The 17137-nt window shown below is 31.3% G+C and carries 15 protein-coding genes and 4 tRNA genes; 16 read left to right on the top strand and 3 right to left on the bottom strand.

Annotation, left to right across the window (positions count from 1 at the left end):
• The first annotated feature begins 2 nt into the window (after positions 1-2).
• The 4 genes from ABV008_RS14120 (at position 3) to ABV008_RS14105 (ending at position 502) form a co-directional block, all read left to right on the top strand.
• Positions 3-77, top strand: a tRNA-Glu gene (locus ABV008_RS14120).
• Between the two features lies 1 nt (position 78).
• A tRNA-Val gene (locus ABV008_RS14115) sits at positions 79-154 on the top strand.
• A gap of 24 nt (positions 155-178) precedes the next feature.
• Positions 179-255 (top strand) — tRNA-Asp (locus ABV008_RS14110).
• 171 nt (positions 256-426) lie between these two features.
• Positions 427-502: transfer RNA gene (locus ABV008_RS14105), tRNA-Thr, on the top strand.
• A gap of 158 nt (positions 503-660) precedes the next feature.
• Here the strand turns inward: ABV008_RS14105 and ABV008_RS14100 are convergent.
• Both ABV008_RS14100 and ABV008_RS14095 read right to left on the bottom strand, forming a co-directional pair.
• Positions 661-1656, bottom strand: a complete 996-nt coding sequence (locus ABV008_RS14100; protein ID WP_352420472.1) for an ATP-binding protein — start codon at positions 1654-1656, stop codon at positions 661-663.
• Between the two features lie 5 nt (positions 1657-1661).
• A complete protein-coding gene (locus tag ABV008_RS14095) occupies positions 1662-2729 on the bottom strand; it encodes a DnaD domain protein (protein ID WP_352420471.1) in 1068 nt (355 codons plus the stop codon).
• Positions 2730-2848: 119 nt separating this feature from the next.
• Here ABV008_RS14095 and ABV008_RS14090 point away from each other — a divergent pair, with 119 nt between their 5' ends.
• Positions 2849-3622: a gluzincin family metallopeptidase gene (locus ABV008_RS14090; protein WP_352420470.1), complete on the top strand. Its 774-nt coding sequence runs from the start codon at positions 2849-2851 to the stop codon at positions 3620-3622.
• 38 nt (positions 3623-3660) lie between these two features.
• Entirely contained in the window at positions 3661-5328 is a 1668-nt protein-coding gene (locus tag ABV008_RS14085; RefSeq protein ID WP_352420469.1) for a peptidoglycan DD-metalloendopeptidase family protein, read from the top strand.
• Positions 5329-5395: 67 nt separating this feature from the next.
• On the opposite strand, the gene ABV008_RS14080 is transcribed toward ABV008_RS14085, so the two are convergent.
• Positions 5396-6739 carry a S8 family peptidase gene (locus tag ABV008_RS14080; protein WP_352420468.1) on the bottom strand — a complete coding sequence of 448 codons (1344 nt, stop codon included), beginning with the start codon at positions 6737-6739 and terminating at the stop codon, positions 5396-5398.
• Between the two features lie 211 nt (positions 6740-6950).
• Here ABV008_RS14080 and ABV008_RS14075 point away from each other — a divergent pair, with 211 nt between their 5' ends.
• The 10 genes from ABV008_RS14075 to ABV008_RS14030 all read left to right on the top strand — a co-directional run bounded on the left by ABV008_RS14075 (position 6951) and on the right by ABV008_RS14030 (position 17126).
• Positions 6951-7694, top strand: a complete 744-nt coding sequence (locus tag ABV008_RS14075) for a polysaccharide deacetylase family protein (protein WP_352420467.1) — start codon at positions 6951-6953, stop codon at positions 7692-7694.
• Between the two features lie 117 nt (positions 7695-7811).
• Entirely contained in the window at positions 7812-8642 is an 831-nt protein-coding gene (locus tag ABV008_RS14070; RefSeq protein ID WP_352420466.1) for a peptidase MA family metallohydrolase, read from the top strand.
• 357 nt (positions 8643-8999) lie between these two features.
• The gene (locus ABV008_RS14065) at positions 9000-9689 is read left to right on the top strand and encodes a response regulator (RefSeq protein WP_502929788.1); all 690 of its coding nucleotides are present in this window, start codon (positions 9000-9002) and stop codon (positions 9687-9689) included.
• 4 nt (positions 9690-9693) lie between these two features.
• Entirely contained in the window at positions 9694-11496 is a 1803-nt protein-coding gene (locus tag ABV008_RS14060; protein WP_352420465.1) for a sensor histidine kinase, read from the top strand.
• Positions 11497-11596: 100 nt separating this feature from the next.
• Positions 11597-12157, top strand: a complete 561-nt coding sequence (locus ABV008_RS14055; RefSeq protein WP_352420464.1) for a hypothetical protein — start codon at positions 11597-11599, stop codon at positions 12155-12157.
• Between the two features lie 24 nt (positions 12158-12181).
• A complete protein-coding gene (locus ABV008_RS14050) occupies positions 12182-13627 on the top strand; it encodes a hypothetical protein (protein WP_352420463.1) in 1446 nt (481 codons plus the stop codon).
• A gap of 8 nt (positions 13628-13635) precedes the next feature.
• On the top strand, positions 13636-14499 hold the full coding sequence (locus tag ABV008_RS14045; RefSeq protein WP_352420462.1) for a two-component system regulatory protein YycI: 864 nt from the start codon (positions 13636-13638) through the stop codon (positions 14497-14499).
• A gap of 123 nt (positions 14500-14622) precedes the next feature.
• Positions 14623-15879: a UDP-N-acetylglucosamine 1-carboxyvinyltransferase gene (gene murA / locus ABV008_RS14040; protein ID WP_352420461.1), complete on the top strand. Its 1257-nt coding sequence runs from the start codon at positions 14623-14625 to the stop codon at positions 15877-15879.
• Positions 15880-16049: 170 nt separating this feature from the next.
• On the top strand, positions 16050-16838 hold the full coding sequence (locus ABV008_RS14035) for an MBL fold metallo-hydrolase (RefSeq protein WP_352420479.1): 789 nt from the start codon (positions 16050-16052) through the stop codon (positions 16836-16838).
• 120 nt (positions 16839-16958) lie between these two features.
• Complete coding sequence (locus tag ABV008_RS14030; protein ID WP_352420460.1) at positions 16959-17126, top strand: CxxH/CxxC protein; 168 nt, start codon at positions 16959-16961, stop codon at positions 17124-17126.
• Positions 17127-17137: the final 11 nt, after the last annotated feature.

The raw sequence follows: 17137 nt of genomic DNA, 5'->3' as shown, positions 1-17137 counted from the left end.
ATGGCCCTATGGTCAAGCGGTTAAGACATCGCCCTTTCACGGCGGTAACCCGGGTTCGAATCCCGGTAGGGTCACCATGGGCGCATAGCTCAGCTGGGAGAGCACCTGCCTTACAAGCAGGGGGTCATAGGTTCGAGCCCTATTGCGCCCACCATAAACAATTGATAAATAAGAATATGGCCTGGTAGTTCAGTTGGTTAGAATGCCAGCCTGTCACGCTGGAGGTCGAGGGTTCGAGTCCCTTCCAGGTCGCCATTATGACCTAACCCGATTTTCTGAATGCTTCTATCAGAAAATCGATGATAGGTCAAACGCACCGAGTACCAACCCTATTTTAGGTTTATGATCGGTGTGTCCGTTAGGACCAAATTTGTACGACCGTTAGGGAGTAAACAAATTTGAGTTGCGAGACTGCGGGCTTTACACGCTGGTGTAGCTCAATTGGTAGAGCAACTGACTTGTAATCAGTAGGTTGAGGGTTCAAGTCCTTTCACCAGCTCCATAATAAAAAGGCTGTTTTGGTTGGAAGAATCGGGACGGCTTTTTTCATGTATTTAAGTAGGTAGATAACCAGAATTTTATGATTCTGTGCTAGCTACTTATGCATTAACTAAAAAAGCTCACTATTTCAATTTAGCGAAATAGTGAGCTTGATTTATATTATACTCTATAGGTTTCCCATCTTAAATCAGGTCCATAAAACTTAAGTGGAGCAAATTTTCCAAAGACTCTAGAAAACGTTCTATTATCATAAGTTTCTGCTATTTCCATAAGGGAAAGATTAGTAGATATAATAGTCTTGTTTCTTCTAAAAAGTCGTGAATTAATAATATTGAATATTTCTGTATTAGTAAATGTATTAGTAAGTTCAGTTCCTAGGTCATCAATTATTAAAAGGTCAGCATCAAATAATAAGTTATAGTTATTATCGTCTAAATCCTGTTGATAGTTTTTTCTGAACCTATGCTCTTCAATAATTTCAAGAATTTTAAAGGCTGTTTGATATATGACAATTTTTCCTCTATCTAATAATGCCTTAGCTATACAGTTGCACATAAAAGTCTTTCCTAATCCAGTAGTACCATAGAAAAGTAAATTTTCTTCATTATCCTCATCAAAGTTAATACAAAACCCTTCACATCTATTTAGAATATTCAATATGTTTTCTCTGGGAGAATATTTTTCATCTTCAAATGGCTCAGGAGAAAAAATATTAATATCAAATGTTTTGAAGTTTTCTTTTTCAAGTACATGTTGAATCCCAGACATTTTATATGCTCTGTTTATCATCTCTTGCCTAAGACAATTGCATTTAGAACCATCTTTTAAGAAGCCAGTATCATTACAGCTATTACAAGTATAATTTATATCTAAATATTCTAACGGAATATTATTTTCAGTTAAAAGTATTGCTTTTTCCCTCTTTAATTTCTCCATTTCAGTTTTTATCTTATTAAGATTTTCTTCATAAGACTGAGAATTTTGGAGCATAGAAGTAGCGATTAATAGACCTGTTTTGGATATCTCTTTATCTATTTCTTTTAACCTTGGAATCTTGGAGTACACTTCCTCTTGTCTAAGTTTTTGCTGAAATAAAGCATTGTCTCTTCTATTCTCGTATTCTCTTAATATTTCTTGTATGTATGTTTTTTCCATACTCATCAACCTCTTCTTTTTCTTGCTATTTCCTCTAACTCTTCAGATGTATATCTAGCAGTTCTTTGCTCAGCAGTATGAAACCTTGTCTTTATTTTATTTGTACGTACTGAATTATTGGTACTATTTTTTGACTGAACAGCTACTTGTGGTTTGTCTTTTTCTATTACATCTTCTACTGTTGTTATTCCTTTTTTACGCCATTTAGATAGTATTCCATCTATGTAATTGACACTTGGATTAGCGGTTTTTTTAGTGTTTTCGCAGGCCTTTAATATGACTTCCATAGTAAACTTCCATTCATCAAACCATTTGTCTATTACTTTTATCTCCGCTTCACTTGGGATCCTACTACTAAACCCAAGTGATTTCATTATTCTATCATAATTATAGAACCTTTCATCCTGGGTTTTTGTATGTTTTTCCAAAGCATCAAGATTTGTTATACCCATATCATACCAATTTCTTACTATACCTTCAACATAGTTAATATTTCTTTTGCCTTTTTTCTCTACTGCATAAAAGAAGGCCTTAACTATTACTTCAGGATTCATGTTGTAGTTATATAGCCATTCAAGAATTTTTCTTTTTTCATTAGGCACCAATTGACGTCTTACTATGTAGTCAATAGATAAGAACATTTCCTGAATACTAGGAATCTTATTGGATTCAACTAAATCTTCAACAGTACAAGTATATACTTTAGTATTTTTTGCTGGATTAGCTTGAGTCTTTAACATGTAATTATTTTTTATATATAATTGCTTTAAGTTTAGAAACTCAACTTTATAATCATATTCGTCTGCATCTTCTTTTTTATGCTTTATTATAATTCCTTTTTGCTCCCAAAAATCCCAAGCCTTCAGGACGTCTGACAATGGTATATTTAAATGTCTTGATATACTTTCATTGTTGACACAGAGTTTATCATCATTATCCTTAGCATATTTATATCCTAATAAATAGACCTTTACATATGTACCATTTGCCATAGGCATATAATCATTTATAAAAATATTCTCAACGGGAGTATCGCCTAAATCTAAATCAGTAATTTCTAAAAAAAATGACAAACTTCTCACCTACCAATTAACTTTTTGCTTTTACAATATTATATCATACCTTTGTTCTTATTTCTTATTGTATTAAATATATTAATAATATGGACAACAACAAATGGAGGTATATAATAATGAAATATTTACTCAAAAAAATATTATTGAGAGCTTTTCTACTCCTCCTAATATTAGTAATACCTATTGTTACATTTATTTTCATTGAAGATAATGCCCAAATTACATGGAGTATAAACAATATTAAAGAAATGAATAAGTATACAATAATCGCTGAGTTTCTCCCAGAAAAAGAAGAAATTATTGTAACAGAAAAGATAAAGTATATAAACAAAACTAGCAAAAATACTGACAAGGTATTTTTCTATATTAGTGATATATTAAACTCTAAAGGAAGTTTATGTCAGGAAATTAATGATGAGTTAGCTTTTAAAGAAGGAGGGGTACTTCATGAAAGTGGAGAAATAGAATCTATAAAGATAAAAAATAAAAAAGCCGATTTTAAAATAATAGATAATGATATATTAATGATTAACTTAGATAAAAAATTAGAAAAGTCTGATAAGATTGATATAGAAATAAAGTATAAAGCAACAGTTTCGTATCTGTCCAATGTTACAAATGAAGGGACAGTTAGATATATGCTAAAAAATTGGTATCCTGTTGTAGCAAAGTATAATAATGGATGGCAGCTAAAGCCTACTTATTGTAGTAGCAGTTTAAGTAAGAACATCAATTACTTTCTTGTTGAAATAATAGTTCCAGAAGAATTTGAAGTAGAAGCTTCAGGAAGATTAATAGAAAAAACAAAAAAGAAGAGAAAATTTTATTATAAATTTCAGGATCAAGGTACTTTAAGTTTTAACGTTAATATAATATCGACAAAATATTAAACATAAATATGAATGTTTTGGTATAAAAATATAGAATTATGAAAAAAATAACAAAAAAACAGCCGTTAATAAAGGGTTGTCAAATTAAGAAGTTGTGGTATAATTTAAACGTACCGTTAAATTACAATCCTGTTACATATGAATTACAACAAGGTTACAGGATAGAAGGGAGCTGTGTAATGGAAAGCTCAAGTAAAAACGAGAACAATAGTTTATTAAATATCAAATTAGCTAATATTAAGAAATTTATAACAAATAAAACTTCATTAATTAAACAAGGTAGTACTAATGCTGAAAAAGATAAACTTAAAACATTGAAAAAGTTAAAGTTTAATAGAAATATATTTAACATTAGAACTGGTATTATTGCAGTGGTAGCTATTCTTTTTCTCACATTTTCATTGGTTCAATACAAGAAGGGAATTGATCATGAAATTGCTACAAGAGCATTTAACGTTAAGCTTGGTGATATGGAAATTGGAGTTGTTAGAGACAAGGATAAAGTCATAGACATATATAATTCCATACAAAAGGACCTGTCAAAGGAGCATGCACTTGATATAGTTTTAAAAGAAGAATTATCTTTTGTAGAAGTTCATGCAGAAAATGAAGAGCTTGTAAACAAGAACACGGTTGAAGAGAAAATCAGATCAAATGTAACGTTTAATGTTGTTGCATATGCAATTAATATTGATGGCAAGGATTTAGCTTATTTAGGGTCAGAGATTCTTGCTAAGGAAGTATTGGATGAAATAAAAGCTCCATACATAGAGATAGCAAAAGAAAATGACAGTAAAGTTGAAGAGATTAAGATAGTAGAAAATGTGAAGATTGTAAAAAAAGAAGTACCAGTTTCAAAAGTTGAGAGCTTTGATAAGGTTCTTGCCATACTTCAAAAAGGAACCGATGAAGAAAGAATTCATGTAGTTGAAAAAGGAGAAAATTACTGGACAATAGCTCAAAAATACAATATAAGTGTAAATGATTTAGAAAAAGCAAATCCAAATAAAAATCCTAAGTTAATACATCCAGGTGATGAATTAAGTTTAGTGGTGCCTAAACCTTTTCTAACAGTAGCTACATATGAAGAAAAGACTTATACTGAGGATGTGGCATTCGAAGTTGAATATGAATATAGCGACTCTATGTATAAGGATGAGAAGTCTGTAAAGAAAAAAGGTCAAGTTGGTAAAAATGAAATAGTAGCTAAAATAGAAAAACATAATGGAATAGAAGTAGCTAAGGAAATCCTAAAAGAAACTATACTATCTCAGCCAGTGGCACAGATTGTAGTCAAAGGAACTAAAAACCCTCCTCCAAAGCAAGGAACAGGCAGCTTCCAAATGCCAACCAGAGGAACTCTTTCATCTAGATTTGGAAAGAGATGGGGAAGAATGCATGAAGGAATAGACCTTGCTGCTAGAATAGGAACTCCTATAAATGCAGCTGATGGTGGAACTGTAACATTTGCAGGTAAAAATGGTAGCTATGGATATATGGTTGAAATAAATCACGGTGGTGGATTTACTACTAGGTATGCTCATTGTAGTAAGCTGTATGTAAAAAAAGGTGACAAGGTTTATAAAGGACAGAAAATAGCTGCTGTAGGAAACACCGGTAGAAGCACAGGTCCACATCTTCACTTTGAAGTTAGAAAAAATGGAGTGCCTCAAAATCCGTACAACTATATAGGAAAAAATTATTAATTGAGAATAGTAAGGGAGTGTAGCAAAACTACTTTTTTAAGTAGCTTGCAATACTCCCTTTTATAATTCAATCGTGTAGAGACAAAATTAATATAACTAGGACCATAATTATTATGAACTCGCTAAAGGCGTTGGCTGACGCTACCTCTTCCTCCCTCTTCTCCCTCCTAGGCGGTAGCGGAGAAATGGGAAATCGTGGAGACCTAGATGGTGGTTCATTCCTAGGAGTTTCTCTATCAGGAGTTGCAAATAATTTCTTTAAATCTATAACTCCTGCTCCTTGATTTTCTTGCTTATCCTTAAGGTCAGAGCATGAATTTATAAACATATTTTTTACTTGGCTTGGTGTTAAATTTTTATATTTACTATATAAAAGCGCTGCAGAACCTGATACCAATGGAGTAGCCATAGAAGTACCACTTGACGTTATATACCCATCACTTGATTTATTAGATAGAGACATAATACTAACTCCTGGTGCTACTACATCAGGCTTTCTAAGACCTTCCTTTGTAGGACCACGACTTGAAAAGTTTGCTATTGAATCGTCACTTGTGTCAGGAGTCCTTTTGTCATCAACTGCTCCTACTGTAATTACATTAGGGCTATTTCCTGGAGACAAAATTGTTTTAGCTGATGGACCACTGTTTCCAGCTGCCACTATTACAGTAAGACCTGATTTTATAGCTGCTTCAACTGCTCTTACTAAAGGGTCGGAATTTATAGAATTATTAGCGGGACTTCCCAGAGAAAGATTTAAAATTTTAGTATTATATTGTTCCTTAGTTTTGACAACCCAATCTATTGCAGACACTATGTCAGAAGTATTCCCACTTCCCGATTCGTCTAATGCTTTTATAGCTAAAATATTAGCACTAGGTGCTACTCCTGAATATTTTCCATTTGAAGAAAACCCATTAGAAGCGATAATACCAGCCACATGTGTTCCGTGACCATTATCATCATAAGGCTTAGCCTTATCATTAACAAAATCCTTAAATCCAACTATTCTATTTCTTGGTCTTGTCAGGTCGTTGTGAGGAGATACACCTGTGTCTACTACAGCTACAGTTACGCCTTCTCCTTTTAGTCCCATTTCTCGGGGAAAACTACTTCCGATAGATGCATTAGCAATATCTAGCAAGGCAAATACCTTTGAATCATAGCTTATATATTCAACATTTGGATCTCTAGATAGTCTGTCTATTTCTTCTAAATTCATGTTTAAGGCAATTGCATCAACTAAAGGAAGGCTTCTTCTAACTTTGCCCTCCATACTACGAGTCAGGCTATTTAGTTTATCAGTATTGTTTTCTTTAACTCTAACAATTACAGGAAGTTCCTCATTTGATTGAGTCTGTAGTTTTGCACTTAAGACAGGGCATATTTTCATGTTGTTTGATCTTCTCATTTTATTCACCTTCCTATGCTTTAATGTATGCACTAGTGTCTAAAAATGTTAATAAAATATTTATAAAATATTTATAAAATATTTAAGCAGTAGTTCTTTTCATAGTATAAACTTAGAAGAGTTAACAAGCTATGTTAAGTTTTTGTTGCATATAGATAGAGAGTCAATAATATCTTATATAATAGGCATATTTGTAAATGGAGGGGCTTCAATGATTAAAAATAGAACAAAGCTTAATATAATATTGGATGTTATTTTTTTTGCCTTAATTGTAATTATTATACTGCAAAATAAGACTAACACTGTTTTTTTAAATACAGCAGATGACTTAGCTAAAGCATCAAATATAGTGCAAAATGGGCCTAGGGACAAAAAGGCTTTAGCATTAACCTTTGATGATGGACCTCATCCAATATACACAAAAAAAATATTAGATATTCTAAAAGAATACGATGTGAAGGCAACTTTTTTTATATTAGGGAAACATGGAGAGCTTTATCCAGACTTACTATATAGACAAAAACAAGAAGGCCATGAAATAGGGATTCACAGCTATAATCATATAAATATGAGAAAGGAGAAAGAAGAAATAGTAAAAGATGAATTTAATAGCACTCAGCAAATAATCTATAAAACTACAGGAGAAAAAGCTAGGTCATTTAGACCACCTTATGGTACATACAACCAAACAGTATATGATATAGCAGTTGCGAATCAATGTAAGATAGTATTGTGGACATATTATCAAGACCCTAAGGACTGGAGTAATCCAGGTGTAGATAAAATAGTAGAAACAGTATTATCCCAAGCTACAAATGGAGATATTGTTTTGTTTCATGACCATAACGAAGCAAAAGAAAACCAAACAATTGAAGCCTTAGAAGAAATACTCCCAGAGCTGATTAAAAGGGGATTTAAGTTCGTAACCGTATCTGAACTATTGAGTTATGAGTAGATAATATTTTCAAAATATATCAATTATGTTTCAAATTTTAACAATGAAGTTTACATAATGTTGTGTTATAATAATGATATTCCCTCATACATATGAATTGAAAGGGGGAATATTTTTATGAAGAATATAATACACAAAGGTCATATATTTATAGTTATAACTATAATATTAATATCTATATTAGCAGTCATATTTATAAATCATTTTGAAGTTTTACAGGTATCCTTTTATCCATTGGTGAAAAACATTGAAAAAACAAGGCTATTAAAATATGTAGACAACTATGAAATACTTGAAACAGAACATTTCATAATTAGATACGAAACAGAACATAAAGAATATGCTGAACTTACAGGAGATATAGCAGATAGATATTACGAAAACATATGCAATATGTATGAATATCATCCATCTACTAAGAGTAATATAATAATTTATGGGAATGAAAAGGATTTCTTGGAAAACTTAAGATTTGATAAGAGTAATACGCCTATAGGCGTTTATTATTGTGGAATAATAAATATTTTATCCCCTGAAATATGGATAAATGACTATGAAAACCTTAGTCAAATATACGAATTCAATGGACCTGTAGTTCATGAATTTGCACATTTATTAATTGATGATATTACTAGGGGAAATTATCCAATGTGGCTTACAGAGGGGTTAGCACTATATACTGAATATAAAATAACAGGATTTGAATGGAATGACTATAATTCTGTTGACTACAAAATTACTCTTAAGGATTTAGATAAAAGATTTGATAACATAGATCAAATGGTTGCTTATAGAAAATCCTTTGAAGTAGTAAAAGGAATATCTGAAACTTGGGGCTTTGAAAAATTAAGAAATATGCTCAATGTATTAGGTGAAGGAAGCAATATAAATCAATCTGCAAGAGCAGTTCTTAAGATTAATCTTTATGATTTAAAAAATTTTGATTAAAATTATTCAATTCATATGATAAATTATGAAACAAAATTATAAAGTCAACCGTCTAATATTAGGTTGACTTTATGTTATAAAAAATTAAGGAGGATGGGGCATAAAAGAAAATTATAATTCTACATTATAATATATTATTTATGAATATTCTATCTTTTTTAGCAAAATGTGTCAACAGGTCTAAAGTCTAATGTTTTTATCTTTTTTTACCAGACTTTTTTAGCGTTTTTTATTAGTGATATTCTGTTACAAGATTTGTAAGCAGGAAAAAAAATTAATATATAGAATATAATATTTAAATAATGTATTTGATTTAAATGGTAGATGATTATAAAATTCTATATAGAGGTGTATATTATGAATAAAAAAATATTGATAGTAGAAGATGAGAAGCCTATAGCAGATATATTAAGCTTCAATCTTAAAAGAGAGGGATACGACGTAATTATAGCATATGATGGACAAGATGCTATAATCAAGACTTTTAATGAAAATCCAGACTTGATATTACTAGATGTAATGTTACCTATAAAAGATGGTTTTCAAGTATTAAAGGAAATAAGACAAAAACTTCAGACTCCTGTGCTGATGGTTACTGCTAAGGAAGAAGAAGTGGATAAGGTACTAGGTCTAGAACTAGGGGCAGATGATTACATAACTAAGCCATTTAGTATGAGAGAACTGGTAGCTAGAGTAAAAGCAAATTTAAGGAGAACAGAATTGTCTAGCCAGTTAACTGGAAGTGAAATAATTGACTTAGGAGATTTAGTTATTGATGTGAATAAATACGAAGTAAGAAGAAACGATAAAGTAATCGACCTTACACAAAGGGAGTATGAACTTTTGAAGTTCCTAGCAACTAAAGCAGAGCAAGTATTTACTAGAGAGCAGCTATTAGAAGAAGTATGGGGCTATGAATATTATGGTGATATTAGAACAGTGGATGTTACTGTAAGAAGATTAAGAGAAAAAGTAGAGGATGAATCAGGAGATTATAAGTATATCCTCACTAAGCGAGGAGTTGGATACTACTTTAGGAGGGGCTAACAATATGTTTAAAAGCATAAGGTGGAAGTTTATATTAGTATATTTCCTCCTAGTTTTTATTGCAATGGTGATTGTTATGGCTTTTATTATAAGAAAATTTGAGGATCATCATTTAAATCAGACAACTAGAACGATGGAATCAAGAGTTAGAAATTTAGTAAATATGTCTAATAATATCTCAAAGAGCAACGACTGGAACTTGGTGAAGGAAGAAATACAAACTGACGTAAAACGACTTCCCGTTTATGCAACTGAGATAATTTATGTCATAGACAATTCAAGCATAGCATCTATTATTGCAAGTAATTCCAGCAATGCTAAAATAATAGGGCAAAGTGCCTTTAATCTTAGCCAGATTCAAGCTGAGCTTATTATTGACGCTAAAAAATATGGAGAAAAAAAAGAAGGCTATAGTTCTATAGATAATGGTTCAAGTAAAGCTAAGCATTTGGCATATCCCGTTTTAAAAGAAAATGGAAGTGTTAAAGGAATTATATATATAACATCTGATATGACAGATATGTATGAAACATTAGAGGAGTCAAAGGTAATTTTAATAAAAGCTACTGCTCTTGCATTAGTGATTACGGTTCTAATAGGCTTCTTAATCGCTAGAAGCATAACAGAGCCTATTAATGACGTGACAAAAAAAGCAGAAAGAATGGCCAAGGGAGATTTTGATCAGGTAGTTGAGGTGAAATCTGATGACGAAATTGGCCAGCTAGCAAGCATGTTTAATTATTTGACTTTGAAGCTGAAAAATACATTAGCTGAAGTAAATAAAGAGAAAAGCAAACTAGATACCATAATTACTCATATGGCTGATGGGGTTGTTGCAGTTTCTTTAGATGGTAAAATAATACATGCCAATCCTATAGCTTTAAACATGCTTAAAGTAGAACGTGAAGAACTGAGTACAATAAAATATGATGAGATATTTGATGATAAAAATAACAGAGTTACTCTTAGCAGAATCGCCAAGGAAGAAAAGTGGAGAGGAAATGAAATAATTGAAATTGATTCAAATGTATATAATGCAGAATATGCTCCACTTATAGATGAAAATAACAATATTGGTGGTATGATAATAGTATTTCAGGACATAACAGAACAGCAAAAGCTTGAGAATATGAGAAAAGAATTTGTTGCTAATGTTTCACATGAACTTAAAACTCCAATCACAACAATAAAAAGTTATACAGAAACATTAATGGATGGCGCTATCGAGGATATAGACATTTCAATGAAATTTTTATCAGTAGTAGACAGTGAATGTGATAGGATGGCTAGGATTGTAAGAGATTTATTACAACTTTCAGATCTAGATTACAAACAAACAAAATGGAATAAGAAATCTGTTGATATAAATGAATTATTAGAAAGTATTTATTTAAAGATTAAAATATCTGCAGATGAAAAGAACCAAGAAATAATCTTGTATATAGAGGAAAATATTGGACAAATAATGGCTGATAAGGATGGTATAGAACAGGTTATACTAAACATAATTACAAATGCAATTAAGTATACTCCTAATAACGGAACTATTGAAATTGTAGCTAAATCAGATAATGAAAAAGTAATTTTAACAGTTAAGGATAATGGAATTGGGATTCCCAAGGAAGATATAAATAGAATATTTGAAAGATTTTATAGAGTAGATAAAGCAAGGTCTCGAGAAATGGGAGGTACTGGATTAGGTCTTTCAATAGCTAAGCAAATTATTGAAGCACATAATGGTAAAATAATGATAGATAGCGAATTTAATAAAGGAACAACAGTTGACATAATATTGCCTTTGAAGTAAGTGTTTTGTGTAATTTAAATTTAATTCCACTGTAATATGTTTGTAATAAAATTGGTATATAATGAAAATGTAGTATTATGTGGTATGAGGAGGAATTATTATGTCTAGAAAACTCCTTACGGTGGCACTAGTATTGGTGGCTGTTAGTGTTACAAGCGTCATAGGATATGCAGGCGGAGATAACACAGATTCCAAACAGGCCCTTAAGGTAGAATTACAAAAACCAGAAAAAGAAGTGCAAATATATGTAAACAGTGAAAATGGTATACAAACAGAGGGAGACGTTATTCTAATTACTGTTAAAGGAAAGAAAGGCTCAAGTGTAACTCTAGAGGTATACCTAAATGCCAATGTTGTAATAAAAGAAGAGGTTAAAACTATTGAGAGCCTTATTGAAGCTGCAAAGGATGAGGATTACAGCTTAATTTTGTCTGAAGACGTGGAATTGAATGATAACGGCGTATATCCAAAGGAAATAAAACTTAAAAAAGGTCTTTATAAAATTGTTGCTACAAAAAATGATGGTTCTATTTCTCATAGAGACGTCAGATATATTCTTTGTAAAGGGATTGATGATGTGGCTAAAACTTTAGACGACGCTAAAAATGCTATTATATCTCCTGTAATAGAAACTATTAAAAAACTAATCAAAAGCAATTAATTGTATCTCCTTGGGGATGGTATTATGAAGAAAAAAGAAAGAGTTAAATCTTTTTTACTAGCTTTTTTAGTCCTTACAACGATTTATCTTGTACAACAATTATGGATTGAATTTCCGGAGGAATTATTATCTTCTCTTGCTTTTGGACAAGAATCAACTGATTTTAAAGAAAGTGCAATATCAGATTTTATATTACCTGAGAAATATACTATAAATTTTGGTGGAAATAATCGCGCTATTATGTATTCTGATGAAACACATGGTCTTTGGAGTAAGGGAAGAGAAATACTTGAGGAAGTATTCCAATCAAAGAATATTAAAATTGAAGAAATGAATAACGAGGAATTTGAAGAGAGTAGGAAAAAAAGATCGATTGGTTTCTATTTCTCTAATGATATATATACATTTTTCTTTGGCAAAATATTTGATGCTGATATTTCATCATCAATTGATGAATCTATTAAAAAGATTAACAGTATATATATTTACTTAGATTCTTCTAGAGATAATTTTATTGTGCTTTGTGATGGAAATAACTACATTAAAATTAGCGGAGTAGACTTTAGCTTTGAAAATATTAAGAATGAAATCGACAGTATTAGTAAAAGTGATTATACAAGAGCATATACAGTTTCCGAACTTTTAGCACCCAATATTACAAACAACACATATATCCCCTATAGAGTAAATTTTAACCTGTCACAGGTATATGTAAGAAAGGAAATTGATATTAGTAACGAACTAGAAGAAAACAGCATAGCATCACTGTTTTTTAATAGGGATTTAGCATATATACGAAGAATTGAAGAAAATGATGGGACAGTAATATATATTGATAGCCAAAGAACTTTGAAGATACATGAGAATGGTCTTCTTGAATTTTTTAGGGCTATTGAAGCAAATGTTGAAACAAGAAATCTCTATATGAGTCTTAAAAATGCTATAGATTTTATTAATACTCATATGGGTTGGCCTGAAAACACCTATCTTTATAAGATAGATGAAATTGAATTTGAAAACAATAAGGGATATAGGTTTACCTTTAAATATAAAATGGATGGATTAACCGTAATTTCTGATGAGAGTGAGACATTAAATTCCATAGAAATAGAAGTAATTAATAATCAGATAAAATCTTACAGAAGGCGTATATGGGAGGAAATAGGGAAGGTAAAGCCAAAAAGTAGCTATAAAAACATGTTGTCAGCCTATGACATAATTGATAAGAACTACGGTTTTATCAAAACAAGATTCATAGAAAACAATAATATCAATGTAGATACTGTATCAGCTGATGAATTAGATAAGAATGTTAATTTAGCTATTAAAGATGCATGCTTGGCATACTATGACAACTCCACAGAGGAAAACCAAGTTTTAAAACCAGTATGGATAATAGATGTAGCAGGCTCTAGCTATGTATTTGATGCCTACGATGGTTATGTAGAAAACGGGGGGAATCCAAGGTAATTAATTTAGTGGATGGTGAAATTAATATGGACTGGTCAAAGGCGAAAAATATTCTAATAATTGCCTTTATCATCACAAATATTTTTCTAGCTTATGTGCTGATAAATAGCAGGACTTCAAATGTCCCTATGGCTGGGGATGATTTTATAAAAGACGTAAAAGGTTTCTTGCTAGAAAAGAATATTAAGGTAGCAGTAGATATACCTAAAGATATACCATCTTTACCACCATTTAGAATCAAATATGAAATCTATAACTCCCAGAATATAGCTAATAGATTCTTAGGGAAGAATTACTCCACAGAAACAATAAAAGGTAATATATATTATATTAATAAAAATGAAAAAGTTACTGTGGTAAATAGCAATGAAATAATATATGAAAATCATAATACAGATTCAATATACAATAATTTAACTTCTAAAAAAGCTGAAAATTTATCTAGAGAATTTATTAAAGACAAAGGGTTTTTAGAGGAAGATTATAAATTAAGCATTATAAATTATGAAGACAATATTTATTATATTGAATACACTAAGGTTATAGATGAATTTTATTTTGAAAAAAGCTATATGAGATTTACTATTAGTTCCACTGGTATAAATAAGTTTGAAAGGTATTGGATAGATTCGGCTGAACAAGATGAATCTGCTACTATGACAGTTATGTCTGCCCCTAGGGCTTTACTTAAGCTATTAACTATGGAAGAAGCCTATGGAAAGACAATAGAGGAAATATCTATATGCTATTACCTTGACCCTGAAAAACATATTGGAGCCAGTGACCCAAGTAATACAAAAGGTGGGAAGACTACACCTGCTTGGAGAGTCATATTTGATGATGGTACAAAAATATTTTTAGAGGATAATTAAATAAAATAGAGGATTTTACGAATATAAATAGAAGAAATACTATATTTCTTCTATATTTTTTTGTGCAAAAATTAAGTAGGAAAGTGAGGTGGCATATACTGACTTGATCAGTAGGCATTTGATATGGATAAAATAATTATCGAGGGCGGAAAAAAACTTAATGGTTTAGTTGACATAAGTGGGTTTAAGAATGCTGCACTACCTATAATATCAGCATGCCTTCTAGCCGGTGAAAGGTGTGTAATTGAAAACCTTCCTAGAATAAAAGATATATTTCATATTTCCAAAATTATGTCGGCTATAGGTTCAGAGATTGAATTTAGTGAGAAAGGTATTATGGTAATAGATACAAGTAAAGTTGAGAAACTTGTAGCTCCATATGATCTTTCAAGAAAAATCAGAGCATCTTACTATTTATTAGGGGCAGGTCTTAGCCGTTTCAAAGAAGTGGAAGTTGCATATCCTGGAGGATGTGATATAGGTACTAGGCCCATTGACCAACATATTAAAGGCTTTGAGGCACTTGGAGCAAAAGTAGAAATAAATCATGGAGTTATTAAGTGCAAGGCAGATAGATTGATTGGCACTAAAATATATCTAGACGTAGTAAGTGTTGGGGCTACAATAAATATTATGATGGCAGCAGTCTGTGCAGAAGGCAGAACTACAATTGAAAATGCTGCAAAAGAACCTCATATTGTTGATGTGGCTAACTTTTTGAATTCTATGGGAGCAAATGTAAAGGGAGCAGGTACAGATGTAATCAGAATAGATGGAGTAGAAAAGCTACATGGCTGCACATATAGTGTTATACCTGATCAAATAGAGGCTGGTACCTACATGGTAGCAGCAGCTGCTGCAGGAGGAGATGTCATTGTCAACAATGTAATACCAAAGCATTTAGAATCAATAATAGCAAAGTTGAGAGAGACCTCTGCTGAGGTAATTGAATATGATGATTTTGTTAGAGTAATCTCAGATGGGAAACTTAAAGGAGTAAATATTAAAACTTTACCTTACCCTGGATTTGCCACAGACCTTCAACAACCTATGGTAGCAGCATTATCTATGGCAGAAGGTATGAGTATAATTACTGAGAGTGTTTATGAAGCTAGATTTAAATATATTGATGAGTTAAAGAGAATGGGTGCCAATGTTAAGGTAGATGGAAGGGTAGCTATAGTTGAGGGAATAGAGAGATTAAGTGGAGCAAAGGTTAGGGCGACTGATTTAAGAGCAGGTGCGGCACTTGTAGTTGCAGGTCTTATTGCAAAAGGAAAGACTGAAATCGACAATGCATTTCACATAGATAGAGGGTATGAAAATATAGAACAGAAGCTTTCTAATCTTGGAGCTAAAATATATAGGACTGATAGATAGCCGGGTAATCTCGGCTTTTTATGACATATGGGAAATTATGAACGAAGTCTAGTTGTTAGTTTTTAGAAGAGGGGCTTTGTTACATTAAAAGTTTTTATGATATAATTGTTTTATGTTTAATAATTTGATTTAAATTTAAAAAAGCAATACCTGGAGGAGAATATATGACCATAAGATTTTGTTCACTAGCTAGTGGTAGCAGTGGAAATTGCCAATATATAGAAACAGATAAAGTAAAATTGCTAGTAGATGCTGGCCTTAGTGGAAAAAAGATTCAAGAATCGCTTATTTCCATAGAGGTTGACCCTAGTACAATAAATGGAATATTGGTTACACATGAGCACAAGGATCATATTCATGGCATAGGGATTTTATCAAGAAGATTTAATATACCTATTTATGCTAATGAGAAGACATGGATAAGCATGGAATCGCAAATAGGAGAAGTAAAGGAAGAGAATAAAATAACCTTTAATACAGACAAAACCTTTGAAATAAATGATCTAAATATACATCCCTTTATGATATCTCATGATGCTATTGAACCCGTGGGATACAGTTTCTATTATAAAGATATTAAAATTAGCCTAGTTACGGACACAGGATGTGTAAGTGAAGAAGTAAAAGAAAATATTAAAAACTCTCATTTACTACTGATAGAGTCAAATCATGATGTAGAAATGCTCAAAGTTGGAAAATATCCTTGGTATCTTAAAAGAAGAATTTTGGGAGAACATGGACACCTTTCAAATGATGATGCTGGAAAGCTTCTGGCAGAAGTACTATGTGGGAAAAATGAATGCATACTTTTAGGACATTTAAGCAAAGAGAATAATTTCCCTGAATTAGCATATCAAACGGTTGCTAATATTCTTACGGAGAAGGGTATAAATGTAACTAAGGATATAAGTTTAGATCTTACTTATAGAGATAGGCCATCTAAAGTATATAATTTTTAAAACTATAGGAACAAGAAACAAGTTTAGAAAGTCTTTATTAAGTATGTTGTAAAACAATAATTTTTGTAAATACTATATATAATCTTATTTTTTAAATAAATACTAATTTGGAGTGATTAGATGTATGTAGTTTGTAATGATCATTTAGAAATTGCATTAGAAGAATTTGTAGAAACATATGAACAATCACCTGATATTTATGAACTTGATAAAGTAAGCTTTACTGACTGGACAAGTCCACATACATGCGAGTTTTGTGATAAACATCCTAAGTATTTGGTGGTTTAGAAAATATTAAT

Source organism: Proteiniborus sp. (assembly GCF_040308045.1).
GTDB lineage: Bacteria > Bacillota > Clostridia > Tissierellales > Proteiniboraceae > Proteiniborus.
The sequence above is the reverse complement of the archived record's forward strand: the minus strand, read 5'-3'. Positions and strand labels throughout refer to the sequence as shown.

Bases quoted from the DNA above. Each gene is read 5' to 3' on its own strand.
- ABV008_RS14100 (WP_352420472.1), bottom strand. From the start codon at position 1,656: ATGGAAAAAACATACATACAAGAAATATTAAGAGAATACGAGAATAGA.
- ABV008_RS14090 (WP_352420470.1), top strand. From the start codon at position 2,849: ATGAAATATTTACTCAAAAAAATATTATTGAGAGCTTTTCTACTCCTC.
- ABV008_RS14085 (WP_352420469.1), top strand. From the start codon at position 3,661: ATGAAAAAAATAACAAAAAAACAGCCGTTAATAAAGGGTTGTCAAATT.
- ABV008_RS14080 (WP_352420468.1), bottom strand. From the start codon at position 6,739: ATGAGAAGATCAAACAACATGAAAATATGCCCTGTCTTAAGTGCAAAA.
- ABV008_RS14075 (WP_352420467.1), top strand. From the start codon at position 6,951: ATGATTAAAAATAGAACAAAGCTTAATATAATATTGGATGTTATTTTT.
- ABV008_RS14070 (WP_352420466.1), top strand. From the start codon at position 7,812: ATGAAGAATATAATACACAAAGGTCATATATTTATAGTTATAACTATA.
- ABV008_RS14065 (WP_502929788.1), top strand. From the start codon at position 9,000: ATGAATAAAAAAATATTGATAGTAGAAGATGAGAAGCCTATAGCAGAT.
- ABV008_RS14060 (WP_352420465.1), top strand. From the start codon at position 9,694: ATGTTTAAAAGCATAAGGTGGAAGTTTATATTAGTATATTTCCTCCTA.
- ABV008_RS14055 (WP_352420464.1), top strand. From the start codon at position 11,597: ATGTCTAGAAAACTCCTTACGGTGGCACTAGTATTGGTGGCTGTTAGT.
- ABV008_RS14050 (WP_352420463.1), top strand. From the start codon at position 12,182: ATGAAGAAAAAAGAAAGAGTTAAATCTTTTTTACTAGCTTTTTTAGTC.
- murA (WP_352420461.1), top strand. From the start codon at position 14,623: ATGGATAAAATAATTATCGAGGGCGGAAAAAAACTTAATGGTTTAGTT.
- ABV008_RS14030 (WP_352420460.1), top strand. From the start codon at position 16,959: ATGTATGTAGTTTGTAATGATCATTTAGAAATTGCATTAGAAGAATTT.